20 protein-coding genes and 1 tRNA gene are annotated in these 22338 nt (G+C 69.2%); 17 read left to right on the top strand and 4 right to left on the bottom strand.

The features are described from left to right. Nucleotides 1–9: 9 nt before the first annotated feature. Nucleotides 10–477 carry a peptidoglycan-binding domain-containing protein gene (locus CES90_RS46015; protein WP_189788035.1) on the bottom strand — a complete coding sequence of 156 codons (468 nt, stop codon included), beginning with the start codon at nucleotides 475–477 and terminating at the stop codon, nucleotides 10–12. Nucleotides 478–616: 139 nt separating this feature from the next. Between CES90_RS46015 and CES90_RS46010 the strand changes: the two genes are divergently transcribed. From CES90_RS46010 to CES90_RS46000, 3 genes are all read left to right on the top strand, one after another. After that, on the top strand, nucleotides 617–1612 hold the full coding sequence (locus CES90_RS46010; protein WP_189788036.1) for an ArsR/SmtB family transcription factor: 996 nt from the start codon (nucleotides 617–619) through the stop codon (nucleotides 1610–1612). A gap of 156 nt (nucleotides 1613–1768) precedes the next feature. Then, nucleotides 1769–1960 carry a hypothetical protein gene (locus tag CES90_RS46005; RefSeq protein WP_208921653.1) on the top strand — a complete coding sequence of 64 codons (192 nt, stop codon included), beginning with the start codon at nucleotides 1769–1771 and terminating at the stop codon, nucleotides 1958–1960. A 550-nt stretch (nucleotides 1961–2510) separates the two neighbouring features. Continuing rightward, complete coding sequence (locus CES90_RS46000) at nucleotides 2511–2753, top strand: hypothetical protein (RefSeq protein ID WP_189784163.1); 243 nt, start codon at nucleotides 2511–2513, stop codon at nucleotides 2751–2753. A gap of 356 nt (nucleotides 2754–3109) precedes the next feature. On the opposite strand, the gene CES90_RS45995 is transcribed toward CES90_RS46000, so the two are convergent. Then, a tRNA-Leu gene (locus CES90_RS45995) sits at nucleotides 3110–3186 on the bottom strand. A gap of 137 nt (nucleotides 3187–3323) precedes the next feature. Between CES90_RS45995 and CES90_RS45990 the strand changes: the two genes are divergently transcribed. The 13 genes from CES90_RS45990 to CES90_RS45930 all read left to right on the top strand — a co-directional run bounded on the left by CES90_RS45990 (nucleotide 3324) and on the right by CES90_RS45930 (nucleotide 19305). Then, nucleotides 3324–3560 (top strand): hypothetical protein, encoded by a 237-nt coding sequence (locus tag CES90_RS45990; protein WP_189784162.1) that lies wholly within the window; start codon nucleotides 3324–3326, stop codon nucleotides 3558–3560. A 146-nt stretch (nucleotides 3561–3706) separates the two neighbouring features. Beyond that, the gene (locus tag CES90_RS45985) at nucleotides 3707–5707 is read left to right on the top strand and encodes an NACHT domain-containing protein (protein ID WP_189784161.1); all 2001 of its coding nucleotides are present in this window, start codon (nucleotides 3707–3709) and stop codon (nucleotides 5705–5707) included. A 384-nt stretch (nucleotides 5708–6091) separates the two neighbouring features. Next, a complete protein-coding gene (locus CES90_RS45980; protein WP_189784160.1) occupies nucleotides 6092–6559 on the top strand; it encodes a helix-turn-helix domain-containing protein in 468 nt (155 codons plus the stop codon). Nucleotides 6560–6595: 36 nt separating this feature from the next. Then, the gene (locus CES90_RS45975; RefSeq protein ID WP_189784159.1) at nucleotides 6596–7408 is read left to right on the top strand and encodes a TetR/AcrR family transcriptional regulator; all 813 of its coding nucleotides are present in this window, start codon (nucleotides 6596–6598) and stop codon (nucleotides 7406–7408) included. A 185-nt stretch (nucleotides 7409–7593) separates the two neighbouring features. Then, nucleotides 7594–8961, top strand: coding sequence for a serine hydrolase domain-containing protein (locus CES90_RS45970; RefSeq protein WP_189784158.1), 1368 nt, complete (start codon nucleotides 7594–7596; stop codon nucleotides 8959–8961). A gap of 188 nt (nucleotides 8962–9149) precedes the next feature. Continuing rightward, a complete protein-coding gene (locus CES90_RS45965) occupies nucleotides 9150–10532 on the top strand; it encodes a nitrate/nitrite transporter (protein WP_189784157.1) in 1383 nt (460 codons plus the stop codon). Nucleotides 10533–10705: 173 nt separating this feature from the next. After that, nucleotides 10706–11881, top strand: a complete 1176-nt coding sequence (locus CES90_RS45960) for a uroporphyrinogen-III synthase (protein ID WP_189784156.1) — start codon at nucleotides 10706–10708, stop codon at nucleotides 11879–11881. A gap of 267 nt (nucleotides 11882–12148) precedes the next feature. Next, nucleotides 12149–12787, top strand: coding sequence for a CGNR zinc finger domain-containing protein (locus CES90_RS45955; RefSeq protein WP_189784155.1), 639 nt, complete (start codon nucleotides 12149–12151; stop codon nucleotides 12785–12787). 337 nt (nucleotides 12788–13124) lie between these two features. Then, nucleotides 13125–13700 carry a sigma-70 family RNA polymerase sigma factor gene (locus CES90_RS45950; protein WP_013003188.1) on the top strand — a complete coding sequence of 192 codons (576 nt, stop codon included), beginning with the start codon at nucleotides 13125–13127 and terminating at the stop codon, nucleotides 13698–13700. A 29-nt stretch (nucleotides 13701–13729) separates the two neighbouring features. Next, nucleotides 13730–14527 (top strand): zf-HC2 domain-containing protein, encoded by a 798-nt coding sequence (locus CES90_RS45945; protein WP_189784154.1) that lies wholly within the window; start codon nucleotides 13730–13732, stop codon nucleotides 14525–14527. Nucleotides 14528–14682: 155 nt separating this feature from the next. Continuing rightward, nucleotides 14683–16989, top strand: coding sequence for a HelD family protein (locus CES90_RS45940; protein ID WP_189784153.1), 2307 nt, complete (start codon nucleotides 14683–14685; stop codon nucleotides 16987–16989). A gap of 352 nt (nucleotides 16990–17341) precedes the next feature. Beyond that, nucleotides 17342–18754, top strand: a complete 1413-nt coding sequence (locus tag CES90_RS45935; RefSeq protein WP_189784152.1) for an NAD-dependent malic enzyme — start codon at nucleotides 17342–17344, stop codon at nucleotides 18752–18754. 269 nt (nucleotides 18755–19023) lie between these two features. After that, nucleotides 19024–19305, top strand: coding sequence for an HU family DNA-binding protein (locus CES90_RS45930; RefSeq protein ID WP_005486790.1), 282 nt, complete (start codon nucleotides 19024–19026; stop codon nucleotides 19303–19305). Between the two features lie 725 nt (nucleotides 19306–20030). Here CES90_RS45930 and CES90_RS45925 read toward each other — a convergent pair. After that, nucleotides 20031–20588 (bottom strand): MarR family winged helix-turn-helix transcriptional regulator, encoded by a 558-nt coding sequence (locus CES90_RS45925; RefSeq protein ID WP_189781080.1) that lies wholly within the window; start codon nucleotides 20586–20588, stop codon nucleotides 20031–20033. 137 nt (nucleotides 20589–20725) lie between these two features. Between CES90_RS45925 and CES90_RS45920 the strand changes: the two genes are divergently transcribed. Further along, on the top strand, nucleotides 20726–21991 hold the full coding sequence (locus CES90_RS45920; RefSeq protein ID WP_189781126.1) for an MFS transporter: 1266 nt from the start codon (nucleotides 20726–20728) through the stop codon (nucleotides 21989–21991). 35 nt (nucleotides 21992–22026) lie between these two features. Here the strand turns inward: CES90_RS45920 and CES90_RS45915 are convergent, their stop codons facing one another. Then, nucleotides 22027–22314 carry a hypothetical protein gene (locus CES90_RS45915; protein WP_189781079.1) on the bottom strand — a complete coding sequence of 96 codons (288 nt, stop codon included), beginning with the start codon at nucleotides 22312–22314 and terminating at the stop codon, nucleotides 22027–22029. Nucleotides 22315–22338: the final 24 nt, after the last annotated feature.

Below are 22338 nucleotides of genomic sequence, written 5' to 3'. Positions count from 1 at the left end.
AGGGTGGCCCTAGAAGCTGGTCACGCACCAGTTCGCGAATCGCGCGAACGCGGCTCGGGTCCCCGGTCCCGGGTCCGCGTCGATTTCGCCGGTGTAGCCCCAACTGGCCTTGAGGTGGCGCTGCAAGGCCTTCAGTGTGCCGCTTCCGACGATTCCGTCGATCTCGCCGGTGTAGCCGGCGTGCGCCTTGAGGTGGCGCTGGAAGGCCTTCCAGCTGTTGGTGCCCAGCTGTCCGTCGATCTCGCCGGTGTATCCCCAGAACCTCGCCAGCCAGCGCTGGACGCCCTTGGCCTGATTGGTGCTGAGCCCGAGGTTGACCGTCGCGAGCTGCGCGGCGGGCGCGGCGGCCACCACCTGCGGCTGCTGAGCCGACTCCGACGCCGCGAAACTCGTGCTCGCACCCGCCAGAGTTCCGGCGGCTATTCCGACGACGGTGGTGAGGCTGACAAGCGTCCTCGTCACAAGGTTCGGTCGCATTTGTTCCCCTTAAGGGTCGTTCCGGATTGGTTTTCGGCCGATCCGTGATTGGGCTCAGTGCGCACCTTGTCAGCCGCTCCCCGGCATCGAAATACTTTTGCGTCTGAGTGCAAAAGCCCAGTTCACCAACAGGAATTGAATGCTCCGCATACACTTCACGGACGCTGATCTCGCCCGCGTCCAGGTCGCTTCCAGACCGGACCCGCTCTGGGAAATCTTCTTCAGCCTGCTCCGCTTCCAAAGTCGTCGAGGTCTGTGGTCGTACGCCGACTGGCATCGGACCGCTCGCACGGATCTGCACGACAAGGGGCTCACACCCGTCGTCCGCAAGGTACTGCTGCCGCTTTATCCGAGTGGCGCGTATTTCCCGGATTTCCTCACCCCCGCCGAAGCGACCGAGGGTCTGGACGCGGGCCTGGAGGCGATCCTCGGCATCCCCCGCCGCCGGGTACTGCGGGAACTGGGCATCCTGGACCGGGTGACCGGTGCGCCCGCCTGGTCCCAGGGGCTGGCCGACGACCGCACCCGCAAGGAGTTCGTCGGCACCCTCCGCACCTACTACGACGTCGCCATCCGCCCCCACGAAGACCACATCCAGGCGCACATCGACGCCGACCGCTCCGTCCGCGCCCGAGCCCTGCTGGACGGCGGCATCCACGGGCTCCTGGCCGGGCTGGGACCGTATATGCGCTGGCAACCTCCCACCCTGCTGGTCGAGTACGCCGCCGAGGACCGCGATCTGTACCTGCGGGGGCGTGGCCTCACGCTCGTGCCGTCGTACTTCTGCTGGGGCGCCCCGGTGTCGCTGGCCGACTCCGGTCTTCCGCCCGTCCTCGCCTATCCGCTGCACCGCCGGGCCCCCCGCGCCGACGATGCCGAGGCCGAGCAGCCGCAGGCACCGCTCTCCGCTCTTCTGGGCGCGACCCGGGCCGTCATTCTCCGGGCGACCGCGACCGGTGCCACGACCGGCGAACTCGCCCGCGCCGCGGGGGTCTCCGCGGCCGCCGCCACCCGCCACACCACCGTCCTGCGCGACGCGGGCCTCATCCTCAGCCACCGCCACGGCCAGTCCGTGCTGCACACCCTGGCTCCCGCGGGCGCCGCCCTGCTGCGACCCGGTACGGGCGCGGTCTGAAACCGTTCCTGTGGACTGAGTGGGAGTGAGTCCGCTCAGCCGCGCGCCCCGAACGGTCTTGGGCGTACTGGTCCCCGGCGTACTCGACCCCGGGGCGGCGACACGGATCCTGTCCGTGGTCCGATCCCGGGAGGCCCCCGCGGCCGGAGGCCGCTGATGAACGCTGCCCTACGCGACCTGGCCAGGTGGGTACGGCCAGAGGCGACGGGTACGGCGCTGCACGAGACCGACGCCACGTTCGACTTCGGCCTGGCCGACTGGGACCGGGACGGGCGTCCGGATCTGGTGGCCCTGAAGAAGAGCAACACCGGTACGAACTCGACCGAGGTCCACATCCTCGGAGGCTGACACAGCCCTAAAAATTCGTAGTGTCCCGATGGTCCTGCCGGCGGAGGCGGACAGGTCGCTGGGGACAGGCCCGGGGATCAGGATGGGCCGTCGGGCGACCCTGCCCTCGTGAGCAACGGCCCGTGCCTATCCGGCCTGCCTCCCGGAGCGCCGAACAACTGCTGCCAACCGCGAATATAGCCAGCAGGACCACTCCGGCGTCACAGTCGAGCCGCAACTGTGCCGCCGGAGCAGGGATCGTCGGGGCCCGCTGTCACCAGTGAGCCAGCGCGAGGGTGGCCGCCGCGACACTCGGCTGGAACAAGGTGAGAACCCGTCTTTGAACATCGTGCGCCACGAGGCGCCACGCAACCGGGATAGCGCGTTGCGTCGGCTGTTGAGAATCCACGCATCTGAGCCTATTGCGACGTAGTCCCCGAGGTTCAAAGACGGGTTCTTACACGTGGTCATTCCAGTGCTCCAAGAGTGGTCACCCAGGCCCGCAGCTCGGTCTCGCGTCACTCAACGTGAGACCGAGTTCTCGGCGACAAGGAGTACGCGACACCTCAACATGCGAGCCCACAGTCTCAAGCCCGAGAACGTCCTGCTCATCGATGACACCTGGACCACTGGCCACCATGCCCAGTCCGCAGTAGCGGCCCTGAAGGCCTCCGGCGCCGGCACTGTGGCTGTCGTCGTACTCGGCCGTCATCTCAATTCCACCTACGCCGATACCGCTGCGCACGTCGAACAGACACGCCTACGCCGCTTCTCCTGGGACGCCTGCGCGCTCCGGCCCTGGAGTCACGCCTGAGCGTTCGCACGCGGAGGTGGGGATGAGCGGGTTCCTGGACCGGGCCATGGAGCAGGCGCAGAGCGCGAGGGCGGGAGCCTGGTGAGGAGTGGGGGAAAGCTGATGTGGTTCGAGGTGGGGGGAGAGCAGGCGGTGGAACAGCAGTGCCTGTGGCGGCGAGACGTATACGGCGCCCCGTTGCGACTAGCCTGATTCCAGTTGGCCTGAATGGATTCCGGCTGAGAAATTGTTGTGAGACTGGCAGATCCGTTCCGCTTCCGCCGTCGGGAGGAGCTGGTCGTTGACCCCGGACCTGGGACGAATCCGCCAAATACCGTGCCAAGCCGCCCCGTCGGCAGCGCACGTACACCGCTGGGGGGCGGGGCGGCCGGATTCGAACCGGCGTCCTCCGAGATGCTGTCGCGGCGCACTACCTCTGTGCTACGACCCCGCCTTGCTCGTGATCGTAAGCTTCGCGTGCGGCGGTCGGCCACCGTGTTTCGGTTGTGGGACAGACTGCCGATCACGGCACTACCGCTGTTCCCACGAGGGGACCGGGGCAAGAGCCGACAGAGATCGTGGAGGTCGGAGATGAGCGGGTTCCTGGACAGGGCCAAGGAGCAGGCGCAGAGCGCGTTGCAGCAGGGCAGGCAGAAGGTGGACGAGGTTCAGCAGCAGAGGGCCGGAAACGATCTGCTGAAGAAGCTCGGGGCGGCGTACTACGCGGAGCGGCGTGGGTCGGGCACCCCCGACGCCACCCAGCAGGCGCTCTCCGCGCTGGAGGCGCACATCGCCGCACACGGGGACGGGTTCCTGCGCGAAGCCTGACCGGGCGGGCCGCCCGCGGTCGCAGGCACATGGCAGGGCCAGACACCTCATGAATTGCCAAGTCCCCGACAGATCACCACACTTCCTGAGGTATGAGAGCAACACGGGGGGCGTTTCGCGGTTCCATATGGAGCATCCTGGCCGTCGTGTCCTTCACGGGAGCCGTCGGTCTTTTCGTCTTCCGGGACACCGCGCCGCTGCGCGACAGCCCGCTGGCCGACATCCTCGCGACCGCGTTCGGCGCGGCGGGCGTCGCCATCGGTCTGTACGCGCTGGGCTTCACGATCAGGGTCGAACAGGCCGATCGAAATCGCCAGTTGGCCGAGTTCAAGAACCAGGTGGACCGGCGTCTCATCGCCGCTCCACGCGGCTACTTCCCGGGCTCCGGCAACGTGATCCCTGTCGGTTTCAAGGACTCCGCCGACCCCGGGATCACGGTGTCGGATCCGCTGGGCGACTACTTCACCTCGTCACGATGCAAGGACCGCCTGGTCATCCTCGGCGGTCCGGGCTCCGGGAAAACGGTCGCCGCGACCCAGCTGATGGCCCATCTGATGGGCGGCTGGCAGGACGGCGATCCGGTGCCCGTACGCATCCCGCTGTCCACCTGGAACACCGAACTCACGCTGGTCGACTGGTTGTCCGGCTACCTGAAGGAAATGGGCCTGGTCCGTTCCAGGACCGTGGCCCGCCAACTCCTCGACGACCGTCTCGTCCTGCCGATCCTCGACGGCCTCGACGAGATGGACCCGCCCGACGCGCCGCCCGGGAAGACCCGTGCGCTGAAGGTCCTGGGACGGCTGAACCGCGAGTACGACGGCCGGACGGGCCGGGCGCCGCTCGTGGTGCTCTGCCGCACCGACCGCTACAACGCCCTCAAGTCGAAGGAGAGGCTCGAGAACGCCACCGTCGTCACCCTCCAGCCGCTCTCCAGCGACCAGCAGCTCGCGTTCCTGCGCGAGAGCGGCCTTCAGGACGAGACGGGGGAGTGGCTGCCCGAATGGCGACGGCTCGCCGAGACCCTCACCTGGACCGGCACCCCGCGCGGTCTGGCCAGGGTCCTCGACACCCCGTGGCGGATGGCCCTGCTGACCACGGCGTACACCGAGCGCGACGAACACGACTACCGCCCCCTTCGTAACCCCAACGCGCTCCTGGCCATGCCGTTGGACGCCGTACCCGCCCACCTTCTCGGCCTGTACACCCACGCCGCCGCGTCGACGCGCAACCGGCAGCCGGACGTCGGCCGCCGCCGGGACCCCGCGAAGGTCGAGGAATGGCTGACGGTCCTGGCCAGGCATCTGCGGGACGCCAACCAGCCGGACGAGTCGGACGACGGCCCTCGCCCCCGGGACGAGGTGGTCTCGGACACGGATCTCGTACTGCACCGGCTGTGGCGGATGGAGCGCGACTCCGGGCTGCCGTATTACGAACTGATGATGCTGGTCTGGCCGTTCGTGATCTCCATCAGCCTGGCGGAGCGGCTCGGGTTCACACCCTGGGAGAGGCTCCCGCAGCAGTACCAGCCCTATATCGCCGTCTTCGGCATGCTGCTCCTCATGCAGACGGTGCTGCCGGCGGCGCTGGAGAACACCCGACGGCAGCCCGTTCCACGGCACCTCGACTGGCGGCTCGTGAGACAGCCCAGGATGATCGCCTGCAACGTGCTCTACGTCGTCGGTTACGTGCTGTACCTGTCGGGCCGGGACCTCAGGCCGTCGCTGTTCGCGGCGATCCTGGCCGGGAGCGTCCTTGCGTTCGTGACCTCACAGGCCGTCTGGAGGACGGGCGACCGCCCACAGGCCACCCTGACCGGCCCACGCGACCCGCTGCGTGCGGAACTGCGCTACGCGCTCCTCTGGGCGACCGTCGCTTCGCTGGGGGTCGGCGCGCTGATCGCCCAGAGCACGCGCAGCGGCCTCGGCTTCGCCTACGGCCCGCTCCTCATCGCCCTCCCCGCTTTCATCATTGCGGCGAAGGCATGGCGCCGCTACGCCCTCTTCAAGCTTGTCGCGGGCCGCCGGCTCCCCGCCGGTCTCGGCGCCTTTCTCGACTGGTGCGTCGAGGCAGGCATCATGCGCGTCGAGGGCTTCGCCTACCAGTTCCGCCACCGCGAACTGCAGGAGTGGCTGGCGGACCGGCCTTGAGGGGCGGCGTGGGCCCACCCCTCAAGGCGGCTACTTCCCGGTCGACGCCGACCACACCGTCACGGCCAGGGCCGTGCAGGACGTGATCGCCGCCAGGGACGGCAGGGCCAGCGGGTGTGTTCGAGGGCGTCCAGGCGGTCCTCGTCTGTGGCAACCGGGAGCCGGTCTGCGGCAACCAGGGAAGGGGGCAGCGGCAACTGAAGAGGGAAGGAAAGTCTCCTTTTGTTGCGAGCCCGCACACAGCTTCACATGTTGCGATCTCGCGCGCAGCGGGGATTGACGTAAGGCCCTCACGCTGGACCTTTACCCGTGCGTGCACGCAACTGCATAGTTCGCGTGCGCACGACCGTTAACGTGGGGGTGAGCTGAGGGGAGCGTTCACACATGAAGAGCGATGCCGAACACATTGATGAGTTCGCCGCCTGGGTAGAGGGCGTGATGCGGGCGCGTGGGTACGACATCGACAGTCCGCGCGGCGGCGGCAAGACCAAGCTGGCCGAAGACGCCGGGGTGCACCGGGCCGCCATCACCCGGCTGCTGCAGCGCCAGAGCATGCCCGACCTGGAGACGATGCGCGGCCTGTCCCGGGCTCTGGGGATTCCCGTACGGGACGTCCTGATCCGCTCCGGCAAGCTGACCGAGGAGGACCTGCCCCAGGCTCCGGCGTCACCCGCGACCGGCACGGCCCCTGAGGACCAGACTTTCCTCTCCGCCGAACAGGCCGCGATCGCCCTCGGTATCCCGGAACACCTCCGTGCGGCCTTCGTGCAGATCACCGAGCAGCTCAGGGTCGGCACCGCCACCGAGCCGTCGGCCCCGGAGGTGGAGGTGGACGGCCAGGCCGGAACCTGACAGGACCTGCGTCCGTACGTCGTGCGAGGAGGCCGCATGCCCGAAAGCCCTGGGAACGCCGAGGGCTCCAAGAACCCCGGTGCCCCCGGGGAGCCGGTGATCCCCTCCGCCTGGACCCGCCCGCGCCGCCCCAAGCGCGAGCGGCCCACGCTGAGCCGGGACCACATCGTCACCGAGGCCGTCCGGCTGCTCGACGAGGAGGGCGCCGGCGCGCTGAGTATGCGTCGCCTCGGCGCCCGGCTGAACGCGGGCGCGACCTCCATGTACGCGCACGTGGCGAGCAAGGACGAACTGATCGAGCTGGTCGTCGACCGGGTCTATGGCGAGATGGAGATCCCGGCCCCGGACGCCGCGAAGGACTGGCGGACGGCCGCCGCCCGGTGTGCCCACGACGTCCGTGCCACGATCCTGCGCCACCCCTGGATCGCCCCCATGCTCGGCGAGGTGGGCGTCTCCCTGGGTCCCAACTCGCTCCGGCTGAACGAGAGCATGCTCGCCATGCTGCACACGGCCGGCTTCGCGCTCGACCGGGCCGACCACGCGGTACGGATCCTCTTCGCGTACGTCCTCGGCATGACCACCAGCGAGGCCGCCTGGCTGACCATGCTCGCCCGCGGCGGCCGCAGCCCCGAGGACTGGACCCGCGAGGCATGGCCCGCGATCGAACAGGCCACTCGGGATTACCCGCTCCTCAGCCGCCGCTACACCGAAAGCCGCCGCTACACCGAACAGGCCGTCGGCGGCCTCCCCGCGTCCGCCGACGTCGTGCACGACAACTTTGACTACGGCCTTCAGTGGCTGCTCGACGGCCTGGAGACCCGCCTCGACGCGGACGCCACCCGCGCCTGACACCTCATCCGAACCGCAAGGCCGCCCGTGGCATGCGCCCGTGGGCGGCCTTGCGCATGGCCTGTCACGCGCCATCAGGGGAACGCTGTACGTCCTTGCGAACACTGTGCGCGATGCGTACAGTGTTCCTCGCGGCCGCACGGTGTGCGGCGGAACCGGATCACTCACCTCCGAAGGAGCAAGCCATGCCTCAGACCCTCGACCTCGCCCACTGGCAGCACCGCCTCGACACCCTCCGCGCCACCCACGACGTCCCGGGCGCGACGCTCGCCTTCCTGGTCGACGGCGAGGTCCATGAACTGGCCAGTGGTGTACTGAGCCGGGCGACCGGTGTCGAGGCGACCACCGACTCCGTCTTCCAGCTGGGCTCGATCGCGAAGGTCTACACAGCGGCCCTCGTCATGCAGTTGGTGGAGTCCGGTGAGCTCGACCTGGACGTCCCCGTGGTGAAGGTGCTGCCGGAGTTCGCGACGGTCGACCCCAAGGCCACCGAGGTGATCACGCCCCGCCTGCTGCTGTCCCACACCAGTGGCCTGACCTGCGATTTCCACATCGACACCGGGCGCGGTGACGACGCGATCGCCAAGTACGTCGAGGCCGCCAAGGGCGTGGCGATGGACTGCCCGCCGGGTACGGCGGTGTCGTACAGCGGTATCGGGTACGTCGTGCTCGGCCGGATCGTCGAGGTGCTGACCGGCATGAGCTGGGACCGGGCGCTCAGGGAAAGGGTGCTGGCGCCGCTGGGGCTGACGCACTCGATGACGCTCCCGGAGGAGGCGCTGCCGTTCCGCGTGGCGATGGGACACATGGCGGGGGAGGACGGGCGGCAGACCCCGGCCCCGGCCTGGGACCTGATGCCCCGCGCGGCCGGCCCGGGCGCCCGGGTGCTCGCCACCGCGGGTGACGTGGTCCGGTACGCCAAGGCGCACCTCGACGGCGGTGGCGGGATCCTCCGCCCCGAGACCGTGACGGCCATGCAGGCCCGCGAGACCGACGTACCCGACAAATGGACGGTCAGCGCCGACGGCTGGGGCCTCGGCTGGACGCTGTACGACTGGGACGGCGTCCCCGGCTACGGGCACGACGGCGCCGCGACCGGCCAGTACGCCTTCCTGCGCGTGGTGCCGACCGCCGGGGTCGCCGTCGCGCTCCTCACCAACGGCGGCGCCTCCCGCCTCCTCTACGCCGACCTGCTGCGCGAGCTGATGGCCGAGCTGGCCGGGATCACCATGCCCGCCCCGTTCGCCCCGGCCGCGCAGCCGCCCACCGTCGACATCACGCCCTGGACCGGTACGTACAAGAGGGAGGGAGTCGTCATCACGATCAGCGAGAGGAACGGCACACCGCACCTCACGTACGCCTTCGTCGACGGCATGGTCGGCTACTCGCCCGACCTGGAGATGGAGCTCGTGCCCCTGTCGGACACGGTCTTCGCGGGTGCGGGCGGCGGCGCCTCGTTCGCCGAGGACTGGATGCCTGTGGTCTTCTCCACGCTCAGCGACGGCACCCGGTGCGCCTACATTGGGATGCGGGCCGCCCCGAAGGTGGCGTGACCGCAGGTTATGACGCTGCCCTCACCGATTCCTCACCAGCCGGGCCGCGCTCCGGTGAGAGCAAAGTTCCTTTCCGGTCACTCGGTGCCACAGCGAGGAAACGCGCCCTCCCTACCTTCGGACTCATCACACCTCACCCCCCAAGTACGAGCTGGTAAGAACCCGAGCCGGAGAACCGTGGAGGCGTCATGACAGCCCCGACCCAAGCCCCCGCCGCGAGCAGGGGAGGCCGCTGGATCGAGCACTGGGATCCGGAGAACGAGGCCTTCTGGAACGAGACCGGCGAGAAGGTCGCCCGTCGCAACTTGATCTTCTCAGTGCTCTCGGAGCACATCGGCTTCTCCATCTGGACCGTGTGGTCGGTGATGGTGCTGTTCATGGGCCCGGAGTACGGGCTCACCCCGGCCGACAAGTTTTTCATCGTCTCGATGGCCACGCTGGTCGGCGCGATCGTGCGCATCCCGTACACCTTCGCGGTCGCCCTCTTCGGCGGACGGAACTGGACGATCGTCTCCGCGGGCCTCCTGCTGATCCCGACGGTCGCGGCGTTCCTGGTGATGGAACCGGGGACCTCGTTCACCACGTTCCTGGTGTGCGCCATGCTCGCCGGCATCGGCGGCGGCAACTTCGCCTCCTCCATGACCAACATCAACGCCTTCTTCCCGCTGCGGAAGAAGGGCTGGGCGCTCGGCCTCAACGCGGGCGGCGGCAACATCGGCGTCCCGGTCGTCCAGCTCGTCGGCCTCGCCGTCATCGGCGCCAGCGGCGGTCCGCGCGTGCTGCTCGGGATCTACATTCCGTTCATCGTGATCGCCGCCGTCCTCGCCGCGGTCAAGATGGACAACATCGCGCACCTGAAGAACGACACCGGTGCCGCCAAGGACGCCGTCAAGGACGCCCACACCTGGATCATGTCCTTCCTCTACATCGGCACCTTCGGCTCCTTCATCGGCTACAGCTTCGCCTTCGGCCTGGTCCTCCAGACCCAGTTCGGCCGTACGCCGCTGCAGGCCGCGTACGTCACCTTCCTCGGCCCGCTGCTCGGCTCGCTGATCCGCCCCGTCGGCGGCTCGCTCGCCGACAAGTACGGCGGCGCGAAGATCACCCTGTGGAACTACGTCGCCATGGCCGCCGCCACCGGTGTCATCGTCGTCGCCTCCATGCAGAAGTCGCTCCCGCTGTTCACCTGCGCCTTCATCACCCTGTTCGTCCTCACCGGACTCGGCAACGGCTCCACCTTCAAGATGATCCCGGGCATCTACCAGGCCAAGGCCCTCGCCAAGGGTCTGGAGGGCGAGGAGGCCGCCGCGTACGGCCGTCGCCTCTCCGGCGCCTCCATGGGCATCATCGGAGCGGTGGGCGCGCTCGGCGGCCTCGGCATCAACCTGGCCTTCCGCCAGTCCTTCCTGACGGTCGGCTCCGGCACCGGCGCCTTCGTCTCCTTCCTCGCCTTCTACGGGCTCTGCTTCGCCGTCACCTGGGCCGTATACCTTCGCCGCCCGGCCGCCGGCACGGCCCAGAACACAGTTGCGACGGAAGCGAAGCCGCAGCTCAGCTACGCCGAGGTGTGATGTCGCCCATGCCCTGACACGTGCGACGTAACACCAGCGACATCAAGCCGAACCGAGCCTGTCACGCACCGTTGACAGGCTCGTTCGGCATGAAGGTGCCAAGCATGGTCTGACGACACGAATGGTCTGAAGACAGGCCCCAGGTGCAACGACTCGAGTGCGGGACGAGAGCCATGTACGACGAACAGCAGGGACCAGAGCGGGCCGAGCGGCCGGCGCAGCCGGAACACGGCCCGCTGGCGGGCTTCACCGTGGGCGTGACGGCGGCGCGGCGGGCCGACGAGCTCGGCGCGCTGCTCCAGCGCCGCGGGGCCGCGGTCCTCCACGCCCCGGCCCTGCGCATCGTGCCACTCTCCGACGACAGCGAACTGCTGGCCGCGACCAAGGACATCCTCGACCGGACGCCCGACATCGTGGTCGCCACCACGGCCATCGGTTTCCGCGGCTGGATCGAGGCGGCGGACGGCTGGGGACTGGGCGAGGCGCTGCTGGACAAGCTGCGCGGTGTGGAGGTCCTGGCCCGTGGCCCGAAGGTGAAAGGCGCGATCCGAGCCGCCGGTCTGACGGAGGAGTGGTCACCGTCCTCCGAATCCATGGCGGAGGTACTGGACCGCCTGCTGGAGCAGGGCGTCGAGGATCGCCGTATCGCGGTCCAGCTGCACGGCGAACCCCTCCCCGGTTTCGTCGAGGCCCTCCGCGAGGGCGGCGCCGAGGTGGTCGGCGTCCCGGTGTACCGCTGGATGCCCCCGGAGGACATCGCCCCGATGGATCGCCTCCTCGACTCGACGATCAGCCGCGGCCTCGATGCCCTGACCTTCACCAGTGCCCCCGCGGCGGCCTCGCTCCTCTCCCGCGCGGAGGACCGGGGCCTGCTCCCGGAGCTGCTCAACGCCCTGAACCACGACGTACTCCCGGCCTGCGTCGGCCCGGTCACGGCCCTGCCCCTCCAGGCCCACGGCATCGACACGGTCCAGCCCGAACGCTTCCGCCTCGGCCCGCTCGTGCAGTTGCTGTGCCAGGAACTCCCGGGCCGCGCCCGCATCTTCCCCATCGCCGGCCACCGCGTCGAGATCCGCGGTCACGCGGTCCTGGTCGACGGCGCCCTGCGCCCCGTCCCCCCGGCCGGAATGTCCCTGCTCCGCGCCCTGTGCCGCCGCCCGGGCTGGGTCGTCCCCCGCTCCGAACTCCTGAAGGCCCTCCCCGGCGCCGGCAAGGACGAACACGCGGTGGAAACAGCCATGGCCCGCCTGCGCACGTCCCTGGGGGCGCCGAAGTTGATTCAGACGGTCGTAAAACGCGGCTACCGCCTGGCCCTGGACCCGGCGGCGGACGCGAAGTACGGCGGCTGAGGGGGGCCGGGTAAAGGACGTGGGGTGCCCCCAAGCTTTCAAGGGGCGCGGGGCTGTGCTCATGTGCGGCTCCGCCGCGTGGGCGCGACCAGCCACTACGGACCCGCACTCGCCCACACACACGCACCCTCGAGCTGTAAGGCGCCAGGGGCAGAAGGGGCGCAGCCCCTGGAGGGGTTCCGCCACCGGGCGCGGCCCGGCACTGTAGGGGGTACGACCGTTTCAGGCACCCCTGTGACGCGGTAATCCCAAGGCGGTGACAGGCACATGGCACCGGGTACATCCCCGTCCCCAGCCCCGCAGGGGTCCCGCTTCGACTGCGGTCACCTCTGCCTGGACCTCCTCGCCACCACCCACCCCGAGGAACAACTCGACTCGGCGGAACGGTTGCACGCCTGGATCACCGCGGCGCGCATCGTCCCCGAGAACACCTCCCTCGACCACATCGCCGCCGACTGGCTGATCGGCTTCCGGGAACTGCGCGGCCACATCGGCCAGTTGGTCCGCACCGAATCGGACCGCACAACCGACTACCGCCCCTTCGACATCTCCTTGGCGAGGGTCAACGAACTGGCCCGCGCGGCAACTCCGGCCCCCCGCGCGGTCCGCGCCGTACGCACGGACGACGGCACCCCCACCCTGACGCCCGCCCTGACCCTCACCCGCACCCTGGACCGCCCCCCGGACTGCGCCGCCCTGCTCGCCGTCATCGCCCGCGACACCGTCGAGTTGCTCACCGACCCCGTCGCCTGCGCGAGCCTGCGCCAGTGCGCCGGCGACAACTGCCCCATCGTGTACGTCGACACGTCCCGCGGCCGGCGCCGCCGCTGGTGCTCCAGCGAGATCTGCGGCAACCGAGAACGAGTAGCCCGCCACCGCCGCCGAGCGGGCCTGGCCCGCGCCTGACCACCCACGCGTTGACTCGCGTAACCGAATCACTCAACTTCGGGCGTCTTCATCCCGATTGCCCATCTCTCTTGCCGGGCCGGGCAGTTGGGCAACCACCCCGCTTCCGTAAAGAAGCAGCAGTGCTGTTTTTCACACTGCCGTACGGGCGTCTTCACAATTCCCGCCCATGAGTGCCGGTTTAAGCGCGGATATGGCCGCACTTGTCCCCCAGCAGCCCCAACTTCCCCAAGTTGAATCGAGAAAGTTGTGGCTCAACTCTGAACACACAACTGATTACCTACGTATCCCGATGTGAGCGACCGACTGGGGGAACCCCCGGACACCGGAGGTAGCCGTGCGCAAGGATTCCGCTGTGGCCGATGAACGCCCGCACAGGGCCCGACATCGCGCATCACAGCCCTCGGAACCAGACGAGGAGCTGATGCGCGCGCTGTACCGCGAGCATGCTGGACCCTTGCTCGCGTACGTGCTGCGTCTGGTCGCCGGCGACCGCCAGCGTGCCGAGGACGTTGTGCAGGAAACTCTCATCAGGGCCTGGAAGAACGCCGGTCAGCTCAATCGAGCGACCGGATCGGTACGCCCCTGGCTGGTGACGGTCGCACGCCGCATCGTCATCGACGGCCACCGCAGCCGGCAGGCCCGGCCGCAGGAGGTCGACCCGTCGCCGCTGGAGGTCATCCCCGCGGAGGACGAGATCGACAAGGCGTTGTGGCTGATGACACTGTCGGACGCGCTGGACGACCTGACCCCTGCTCACAGGGAGGTCCTGGTCGAGACCTATTTCAAAGGGCGTACGGTCAATGAGGCGGCCGAGACGCTTGGCATCCCCAGTGGAACCGTCCGCTCACGGGTGTTCTACGCCCTGCGGTCGATGAAGCTGGCTCTGGAGGAGCGCGGGGTGACGGCATGAGCAACATCTACGGGGGGTATGGACCGGGAATGCCCGGGTCTGTGCAAGGAGCCCAAGGTTCCGGCGACAACATCCATGAAACCGTCGGCGCGTACGCCCTCGGGATACTGGACGACGCCGAAGCCACACAATTCGAGGCCCATCTCGCCACGTGCGAGTGGTGTGGCCAGCAGCTCGACGAGCTGGCCGGTATGGAACCGATGCTGGCCGCCCTCGCGGACCTGCCCGCAGCACAGGGCACACCCGCGATCGGCGAGTCCTTGGCGGCGAAACCGAGTTCGAACCTCTCGGACCGGCTCGTCGGCGAGGTCGTCCAGCACCGGGCGAAGAAGAGCCGGCGCAACTTCTTCATGCTGGCGGCCGGTATCGCGGCGATCGTCGCGGGTCCGACCGCGGTGTTCGCGACGACCGGCGGCGGCGACAACGACGGCGGCACCAAGACGGGTGAGGTACTCGCGGCCAACCCGGCCAGGGACATGTTCATGAGCCTGGACGACAAGGTGCAGCGCACGGACGCCTCCACCAAGGTCAGTGCCACGGTCGCCATGCAGGAGAAGGCCTGGGGCACCCAGGCGGTCCTGGAGCTCAAGAACGTCGAGGGCCCGGAGAAGTGCTCGTTGATCGCCGTCGGCAAGAACGGCGAGCGTGAGACGGTCACCTCCTGGTCCGTCCCGGAATGGGGCTACGGCATCGAGGGCGCCAAGACCGAGCAGGCCAGGAACCCGCTCTACGTCGAGGGCGGCGCCGCCTTCACGCCGGACGAGATCGAGCGCTTCGAGGTGCTGACCTTCAGCGGCAAGAAGCTCGTCGAGATCGCGGCGGCGTAGCGCACACGGCACAGACACGGCGGTACAAGCCGCACACATAGCGGTACAAACGGCGAAACGCAAGACAGAACACACACCCCGGGCGGGCGCATAGCCGCCCGGGGTGTGTTTCGCGTACGGTGGACGGCTGCCCAGCACGTCAGAAGGGGGCCCGGGTGGCCGCTCAGGTTCAGCAGGAAACGCTCGACTCCGCTCACGACTCCGTGCGCGAGAAGGAGATCGGCGTCGAACAGGAACATCTGGACCGGGTGTACCGGCGTCTTGAGGAGAAGATCCACGAGGCGGAGTTCCTGATGAACGACGCCGCCAAGCGCGGCCAGGTCGGCACCCCCGGCGCGCTCGCCGAGCGGGACGCCCAGGTCTTCCGCGCGGGTATCCACCTGAACCGCCTGAACAACGAGTTCGAGGACTTCCTCTTCGGCCGCATCGACCTGCTGCTCGGCAAGGACGGCAAGAAGGGACCCGACGGCGCGTACACCGCCGTCGAGCCCGCCGAGGGCGCGGTCCGCCCCGACAACACCGCCGACATCGCCGAGACCCTGCACATCGGCCGCATCGGTGTCCTCGACTCCGACTACGCGCCGCTGGTCATCGACTGGCGAGCCCCGGCGGCAGCCCCTTTCTACCGCTCGACCCCGGTCGACCCCGGCCGGGTCGTCCGGCGCCGAGTCATCCGTTCCAAGGGCCGCAAGGTGCTCGGCGTCGAGGACGACCTGATGCGCCCCGAGCTGAAGGCCCGCCTCGACGGCAGGGAACTGCCCGTCATCGGCGACGGCGCCCTCATGGCCGCCCTCGGCCAGGCCCGCAGCCACACCATGCGCGACATCGTCGCCTCCATCCAGGCCGAGCAGGACCTGGTCATCCGCGCCCCCGCCGCCTCCGTGACGTACGTCGAGGGCGGCCCGGGGACGGGAAAGACGGCCGTGGCGCTGCACCGGGCCGCGTACCTCCTCTACCAGGACCGGCGCCGGTACGCGGGCGGCATCCTGATCGTCTCCCCGACCCCGCTGCTGGTGGCGTACACCGAGGGCGTCCTCCCCTCCCTCGGCGAGGAGGGTCAGGTCGCCATCCGCGCGATCGGCTCACTCGCCGAGGACACGGGCGGCGCGGAGGCCACGCTGTACGACTCCCCGTCCGTGGCCCGCGCCAAGGGCTCGTACCGCATGCTCAAGGTGCTGCGGAAGGCCGCGCGGGGTGCCCTGGAGCTGAGCGACGCGCCGACCCGCCTGCGTGTCGTCGCCTTCGGCCGTCGCCTGGAGCTGGAGACCGAGGAGCTGAACCGCATCCGCCAGTCTGCCCTCGGCGGTACGGCACCGGTGAACCTGCTCCGTCCCCGCGCCCGCAAGCTGCTGCTGGACGCCCTCTGGGCCAAGTCGGGAGCCGCGGGCCGCCACACCGACCCGGAACTCGCGGCCGAGCTGCGCTCCTCCTTCGACGAGGACATCACCAGTGAGGACGACTTCATCGCGTTCCTCGACGCCTGGTGGCCCGAGCTGACCCCGCGCGGGGTACTGCGGGCCATGGCCGACGAGCGCCGCCTCGGCCGCTGGGCGCGGCGGATCCTCAACCCGGGGGAGGTACGGAGGGTCGCGCGCGCGTTGAAGCGGGACGGACTCTCCGTCCACGACGTGGCCATGCTGGACGAGCTCCAGGCCATCCTCGGCCTCCCGGCCCGCCCCCGGAAGAAGCGCGACCTCGACCCGCTGGACCAGCTCACGGGCCTGGAGGAACTCATGCCCGTACGCGAGGAGACCCAGCGCGAGCGGGCCGAGCGGCTGGCGCAGGAGCGGACCGAGTACGCGCACGTCATCGTCGACGAGGCGCAGGATCTGACGCCGATGCAGTGGCGGATGGTGGGCCGGCGCGGCCGCCACGCCACGTGGACGGTGGTGGGCGACCCCGCGCAGTCGTCGTGGTCCGACCCCGACGAGGCGGCCGAGGCCCGCGACGAGGCCCTCGGTAGCCGTCCCCGCCGCCGCTTCACGCTGACCGTCAACTACCGCAACCCGGCGGAGATCGCCGAGCTGGCGGCGAAGGTGCTGGCGCTGGCCATGCCGGGATCCGAGTCCCCGTCGGCGGTCCGCTCGACGGGCGTCGAGCCCCGCTTCGTCACCGCCGCACGCGACACCCTGGCCCGCACGGTCCGCGCGGAGGCAGCCCGCCTCCTCGACCTCGTCGACGGCACGGTCGGCGTCGTCGTCGCCATGAACCGCCGCGAGGAGGCCGCCCGCTGGCTGGCAGGCCTCGGCGACCGTGTGGTAGCCCTCGGCAGCCTGGAGGCGAAGGGCCTGGAGTACGACGCGACGGTGGTCGTCTCCCCGGCGGAGATCGCGGACGAGTCCCCGGCGGGGCTGAGGGTGCTGTACGTCGCGTTGACCCGAGCCACGCAACAACTGACGGTGCTGTCGTCGGACCGGGACGACCCCGACGCGACGGGCGTCCCCGACCTGTTGCGGGACTGATCGCACCCTCATCCCCCGAGCGCGCAGGCGCCCGGAAAAAACAACTCCCGGTACGGGAATGGCCTTACGGGATCTGTTTGTTAGCCTGGGTGTGGCACCGGCTCGATCCAAGCCCCCGGGCCCAACCTTCGTCGCTACGAGCGACCACTTGCCGCGAGGCGAGCATGGCGGGTCGGTGCCACTGAACTTCATAGGCACCCGAAGAGGTCCACGTCACCTGTGACGTGGACCTCTTTCCGTTGAGAACAAAACGTTCTCAATCTCACGGGGCTAACGCCTACTCGGCGGTAGGTGCGACGATCGGACGGCAAAACGCAGCAAACGTAAGTGCTCTCAGCAGAGGAAGTCGGCCATGGCAACGGCGCCCAGCGTCTCCTACTCGATGACGGTCCGGCTGGAGGTGCCCGCGAGCGGAACCGCGGTCTCCCAGCTCACCACGGCCGTCGAGTCCCACGGAGGCTCGGTGACCGGCCTCGACGTGACCGCCTCCGGCCACGAGAAGCTCCGCATCGACGTCACCATCGCCGCCACCTCCACCGCGCACGCCGACGAGATCGTCGAACAGCTGCGCCAGATCGAGGGCGTCACGCTCGGCAAGGTCTCCGACCGTACGTTCCTGATGCACCTCGGCGGCAAGATCGAGATGGCGTCGAAGCACCCCATCCGCAACCGTGACGACCTGTCCATGGTCTACACGCCCGGCGTGGCCCGCGTCTGCATGGCGATCGCCGAGAACCCCGAGGACGCCCGCCGCCTCACCATCAAGCGCAACTCCGTTGCGGTCGTGACGGACGGCTCCGCCGTACTGGGCCTCGGCAACATCGGCCCCAAGGCCGCGCTGCCCGTGATGGAGGGCAAGGCGGCCCTCTTCAAGCGGTTCGCCGGCATCGACGCCTGGCCGCTCTGCCTGGACACCCAGGACACCGACGCGATCGTCGAGATCGTCAAGGCGATCGCCCCCGGCTTCGCGGGCATCAACCTGGAGGACATCTCCGCGCCCCGCTGCTTCGAGATCGAGGCGCGGCTCCGTGAGGCCCTCGACATCCCCGTCTTCCACGACGACCAGCACGGCACCGCGATCGTCGTGCTCGCCGCCCTCACCAACGCACTTCGCGTCGCGGGCAAGGCGATCGGTGACATCCGCGTCGTCATGTCGGGCGCCGGTGCCGCCGGTACGGCCATCCTCAAGCTGCTCATCGCCGCCGGTGTGAAGAACGCCGTCGTCGCCGACATCCACGGTGTCGTGCACTGCGACCGCGCCGACCTGGTCGACGCCGCCAGTGACTCGCCGCTGCGCTGGATCGCCGACAACACCAACCCCGAGGGCCTCACCGGCACGCTCAAGGAGGCCGTGCGCGACGCCGACGTCTTCATCGGCGTCTCGGCCCCGAACGTCCTCGACGGCGACGACGTGGCCGCCATGGCGGACAACGCCATTGTGTTCGCGCTCGCGAACCCCGACCCCGAGGTCGACCCCGCGATCGCCCGTCAGACGGCCGCCGTCGTGGCCACCGGCCGCTCCGACTTCCCGAACCAGATCAACAACGTGCTGGTCTTCCCGGGTGTCTTCCGCGGTCTCCTCGACGCCCAGTCCCGCACGGTCAACACCGAGATGATGCTCGCCGCGGCGACCGCGCTCGCGAACGTCGTCACCGAGGACGAGCTGAACCCGAACTACATCATCCCGAGCGTTTTCAACGACAAGGTCGCGGGCGCCGTGGCCGGCGCCGTGCGCGAGGCCGCGAAGGCCGCCACGTCGGACTGAGAATGCCGCTCGCCGCTCATCTGTGACGGTCGCCACGGCCCCGCGCACCGGCGCGTCGCGGGGCCGGAGGCCTTGCGCCGTCTAGGGTGGCGGCCAGTCCAGGCTTGTCGAGGCGCTTTCCGTGTGACTCCCAAGGGTGTTCGTGTGACTCCCAGGGGTGCCGGATTGGCTTTCCCGCCGCAGGTGAGTGCAGGATGCGTCTCTGGGCGTTGGGTCTGACGCAGGACCCGGGTCCGCCTCAACGGCAAGAAGAACACGGGAGTAACAACATGAACCGCAGTGAGCTGGTGGCCGCGCTGGCCGACCGCGCCGAGGTGACCCGCAAGGACGCCGACGCCGTGCTGGCCGCGTTCGCCGAGGTCGTCGGCGACATCGTCGCCAAGGGCGACGAGAAGGTCACCATCCCCGGCTTCCTGACCTTCGAGCGCACCCACCGTGCCGCTCGCACCGCGCGCAACCCGCAGACCGGCGACCCGATCCAGATCCCGGCCGGCTACAGCGTGAAGGTCTCCGCGGGCTCGAAGCTCAAGGAAGCGGCCAAGGGCAAGTAAGCGCTCCGCTTTGAGCGCCGGGAAACTGCGGGCCGTCTGTGGCTGGTCGCGCAGTTCCCCGCGCCTGGAACGCTGAAGGGGCGGCCACCCGATTCCGGGTGGCCGCCCCTTCGCGTGCATCATCTGCTCAGCCCAGCGCCTTGCCCGGCAGCTCGACCTTCGCGCTCGGTTCCACGAGGGTGTCTATCCGGGGGACAACCCCCGGGCCCCCGGCCGGGGGCGGGGGTGCTGCCGGGGGGCCGGGGGTGATGCTGCCGGTGTCACTCTCGGGCTTTCCTCCGGGCGCTTCCCTTCGGTCTTGCGTTTCCGACTCTATCAGATCGTTTTCCGATCCGATTTCCTCGGTGCTTTCCAGGTTTCCGCTTTCGCGTTTCCCTTTCCGGCGGTTCCGACTCTATCAGATCCTTTCGGGCCTGATCCCCAGTCAGCGGGGCTTGTCTTCACGGCTGTTGGGCCGTTCCGACGTTCCAAACCTTAGCGGATCTGCTCGGCAGTTCCCAATCGGGGCCGTCGAACCCAATCGAATTGAATTCGGGCACGCCGAATTCATCCCGGTTGGGAGATCGTGCTGGTTGGCTTGTGTGCCGCTTGAGCGGCGAAGGTGCTGCCGCAGAACCGTTACGGCTCCGTGGCAACCCGAAGAACTTTACGGATCAGCGGGTGGACTGTCAAGCTTCCCCCGGGTGACCCGCCGGCAAACCTCGGGCGTCCCCAAGAGTACGTCTTCAGTCGAGGTCGCTGAGGCGTCCGCCGGCGTCCGGCTGGGCGTGCTCGACGCGTCGTAGGAGTCGGGTCAGGACCTCGCCGAGGACGGTGCGCTCGAGGGGAGAGAGGTCCTGGAGGAGGTCCTCCTCGAAGACCGAGGCGAGGCGCATGGCCTCCAGCCACTTCTCGCGGCCCTCAGGGGTGAGCTCCACGATGACGCGTACCCGGTTGGTCTCGTCGCGCTCCCTTGTGACCAGGCCCTCGGTGACCATGCGGTCGATGCGGTGGGTCATGGCGGCCGGGGTGAGGCCTAGCCGCTTGGCGAGATCGCTCGGGCCCATGCGGTACGGGGCGCCGGAGAGGACGAGGGCCTTGAGGACCTCCCACTCGGCGTTGCTGATGCCGAGGGCCGAGGTCTGGCGGCCGTAGGCGACGTTCATACGGCGGTTGAGGCGGGAGAGGGCCGAGACGATCTTCTCGACCTGGGGGTCGAGGTCTTGGAACTCGCGCTGGTAGGCGGCGATCTGTTCTTCGAGTGTCGGCTCGGCGGTGCCGTGGCTGCCCGGGGTGTCACCCATGGACCGAAGTATCGCATGAGACTGCTGGCATTGAAGTCCTTCACCATGTAGTCTTTATCTTCGAACTTTAGCTTCGAAGTCTTCACTCCTAACTCCTACTGCGAGAGGTGAACGTGAGCAGGGCGAGGGGCTCGGCGATGCGCCGGATCCATGTGGGCAACGCGCTCAGCGCGTTCGGGCTCGGCTTCACCGTCCCCTATCTGTATGTCTATGTGGCGCAGGTGCGGGGGCTCGGTGCTGTGACGGCGGGGCTCGTGCTCGCCGTTTTCGCCGTGGCCGCGCTGGTGGTGCTGCCGTTCGCCGGGCGGGCCATCGTCCGGCGCGGTCCTCTTCCGGTGCTGCTCACCGCCCTGGTCACCGCTGCCGTCGGGTCGCTGAGCCTCGGGCTGGCGGCCAGTGCGACGACCGTTCTGTTGTCCGCGGCGGCGCTCGGGGCCGGGCAGGCCGTGATGCAGCCGGCACTCGCGACGATGATCGTGGACTGTTCGCGTACGGAGACGCGGTCGCGGGACTTCGCCACGCAGTTCTTTCTGCAGAACCTCGGGCTCGGGGTCGGTGGGCTGATAGGCGGGCATCTCGTCGATGCCACACGCGCGGGGTCTTTCACACTGCTGTTCTCCATACAGGCGGCGATGTTCCTGCTGCTCGTCGGTGTGATGGCGACCGTGCGGATGCCTCGGGCGCCGAAGGTCGAGAGTGTGCCGGTGGGGGCGACGGCGAAGGGCAGCTGGAAGCAGTTGCTCGGCAACCGGGCCATGGTGCGGCTGTGTGTGCTGGGGTTCGTGCTGTTCTTCGCCTGCTACGGGCAGTTCGAGTCGGGGCTCAGCGCGTACGGGGTCGAGGCGGCCGGGATATCGACGTCCGCGCTCGGAACGGCGTTGGCGGCCAACACCGCGGTGATCGTGGTCGCACAGTTCGCCGTGCTGCGGTTCGTCGCGCGCCGCAGGCGGTCGCGGGTGATCGCGGCCGTGGGGCTGATCTGGGCCCTGGCCTGGGGCGTGGCGGGCTTCGCGGGGCTGGGGCGTGGCAGTCAGGAGATGGCTGTGGCCGCGTTCGTCTCGACGTACGCGCTGTTCGGGCTGGGTGAGGCGATGCTGTCGCCGACCGTCGCTCCGCTGGTCGCGGATCTCGCGCCGACCGGGATGGCGGGGCAGTACAACTCCGCTTTCGCTCTGGTGAAGCAGCTCGCGTTGGCTGTCGGTCCGGCGGTGGGCGGACCGATGGGTGCCTCGCTGCACGCGCCGTACATCGTGGCGTTCCTGCTGTGCTCGCTGGGTATCAGCGTGCTGGCGCTGCGGCTCGGGCGGCACCTCACGGAGGTGCAGGACCAGCCGTCGCTCGCGCAGAGCCGAGTGGTCGCCGGGGGCGGAGCCGCCGCGGAGCCGGTGGTGGCGCGGGCCTGATGCGCCTGCCCTGAGGGGCGTCGAGGGGACGCCCCTCAGGTCGCTCGGGCTTCGGTCACGCGGAGTTTGTGTGCGGAGAGGACTGCGGCGAGGAATGCCGCGGCATAGGTTGCCGCGGCGAGTACGCCCAGTTGCCACCACCGGACGCTCAGGACGAAGCCGGAGATCCGGGAGGCGAGGACCACGCTGGGGAGCATGGCGATCACCAGGCCGAGCAGGGTGCGTTGTGCTCCCGGGAACACCACGCCGACGGTGCGCAGCCGGAGCTCCGCGCGCCGCGCCTCGTCGGCCGTGCTCGCGCTCGTCGGCGTCGGACTACCCAACCTGCCTCTCGGGGTGGGGCGGCG

The sequence above is a fragment of the Streptomyces capitiformicae genome (assembly GCF_002214185.1).
Lineage (GTDB): Bacteria > Actinomycetota > Actinomycetes > Streptomycetales > Streptomycetaceae > Streptomyces > Streptomyces capitiformicae.
The sequence above is the reverse complement of the archived record's forward strand: the minus strand, read 5'-3'. Positions and strand labels throughout refer to the sequence as shown.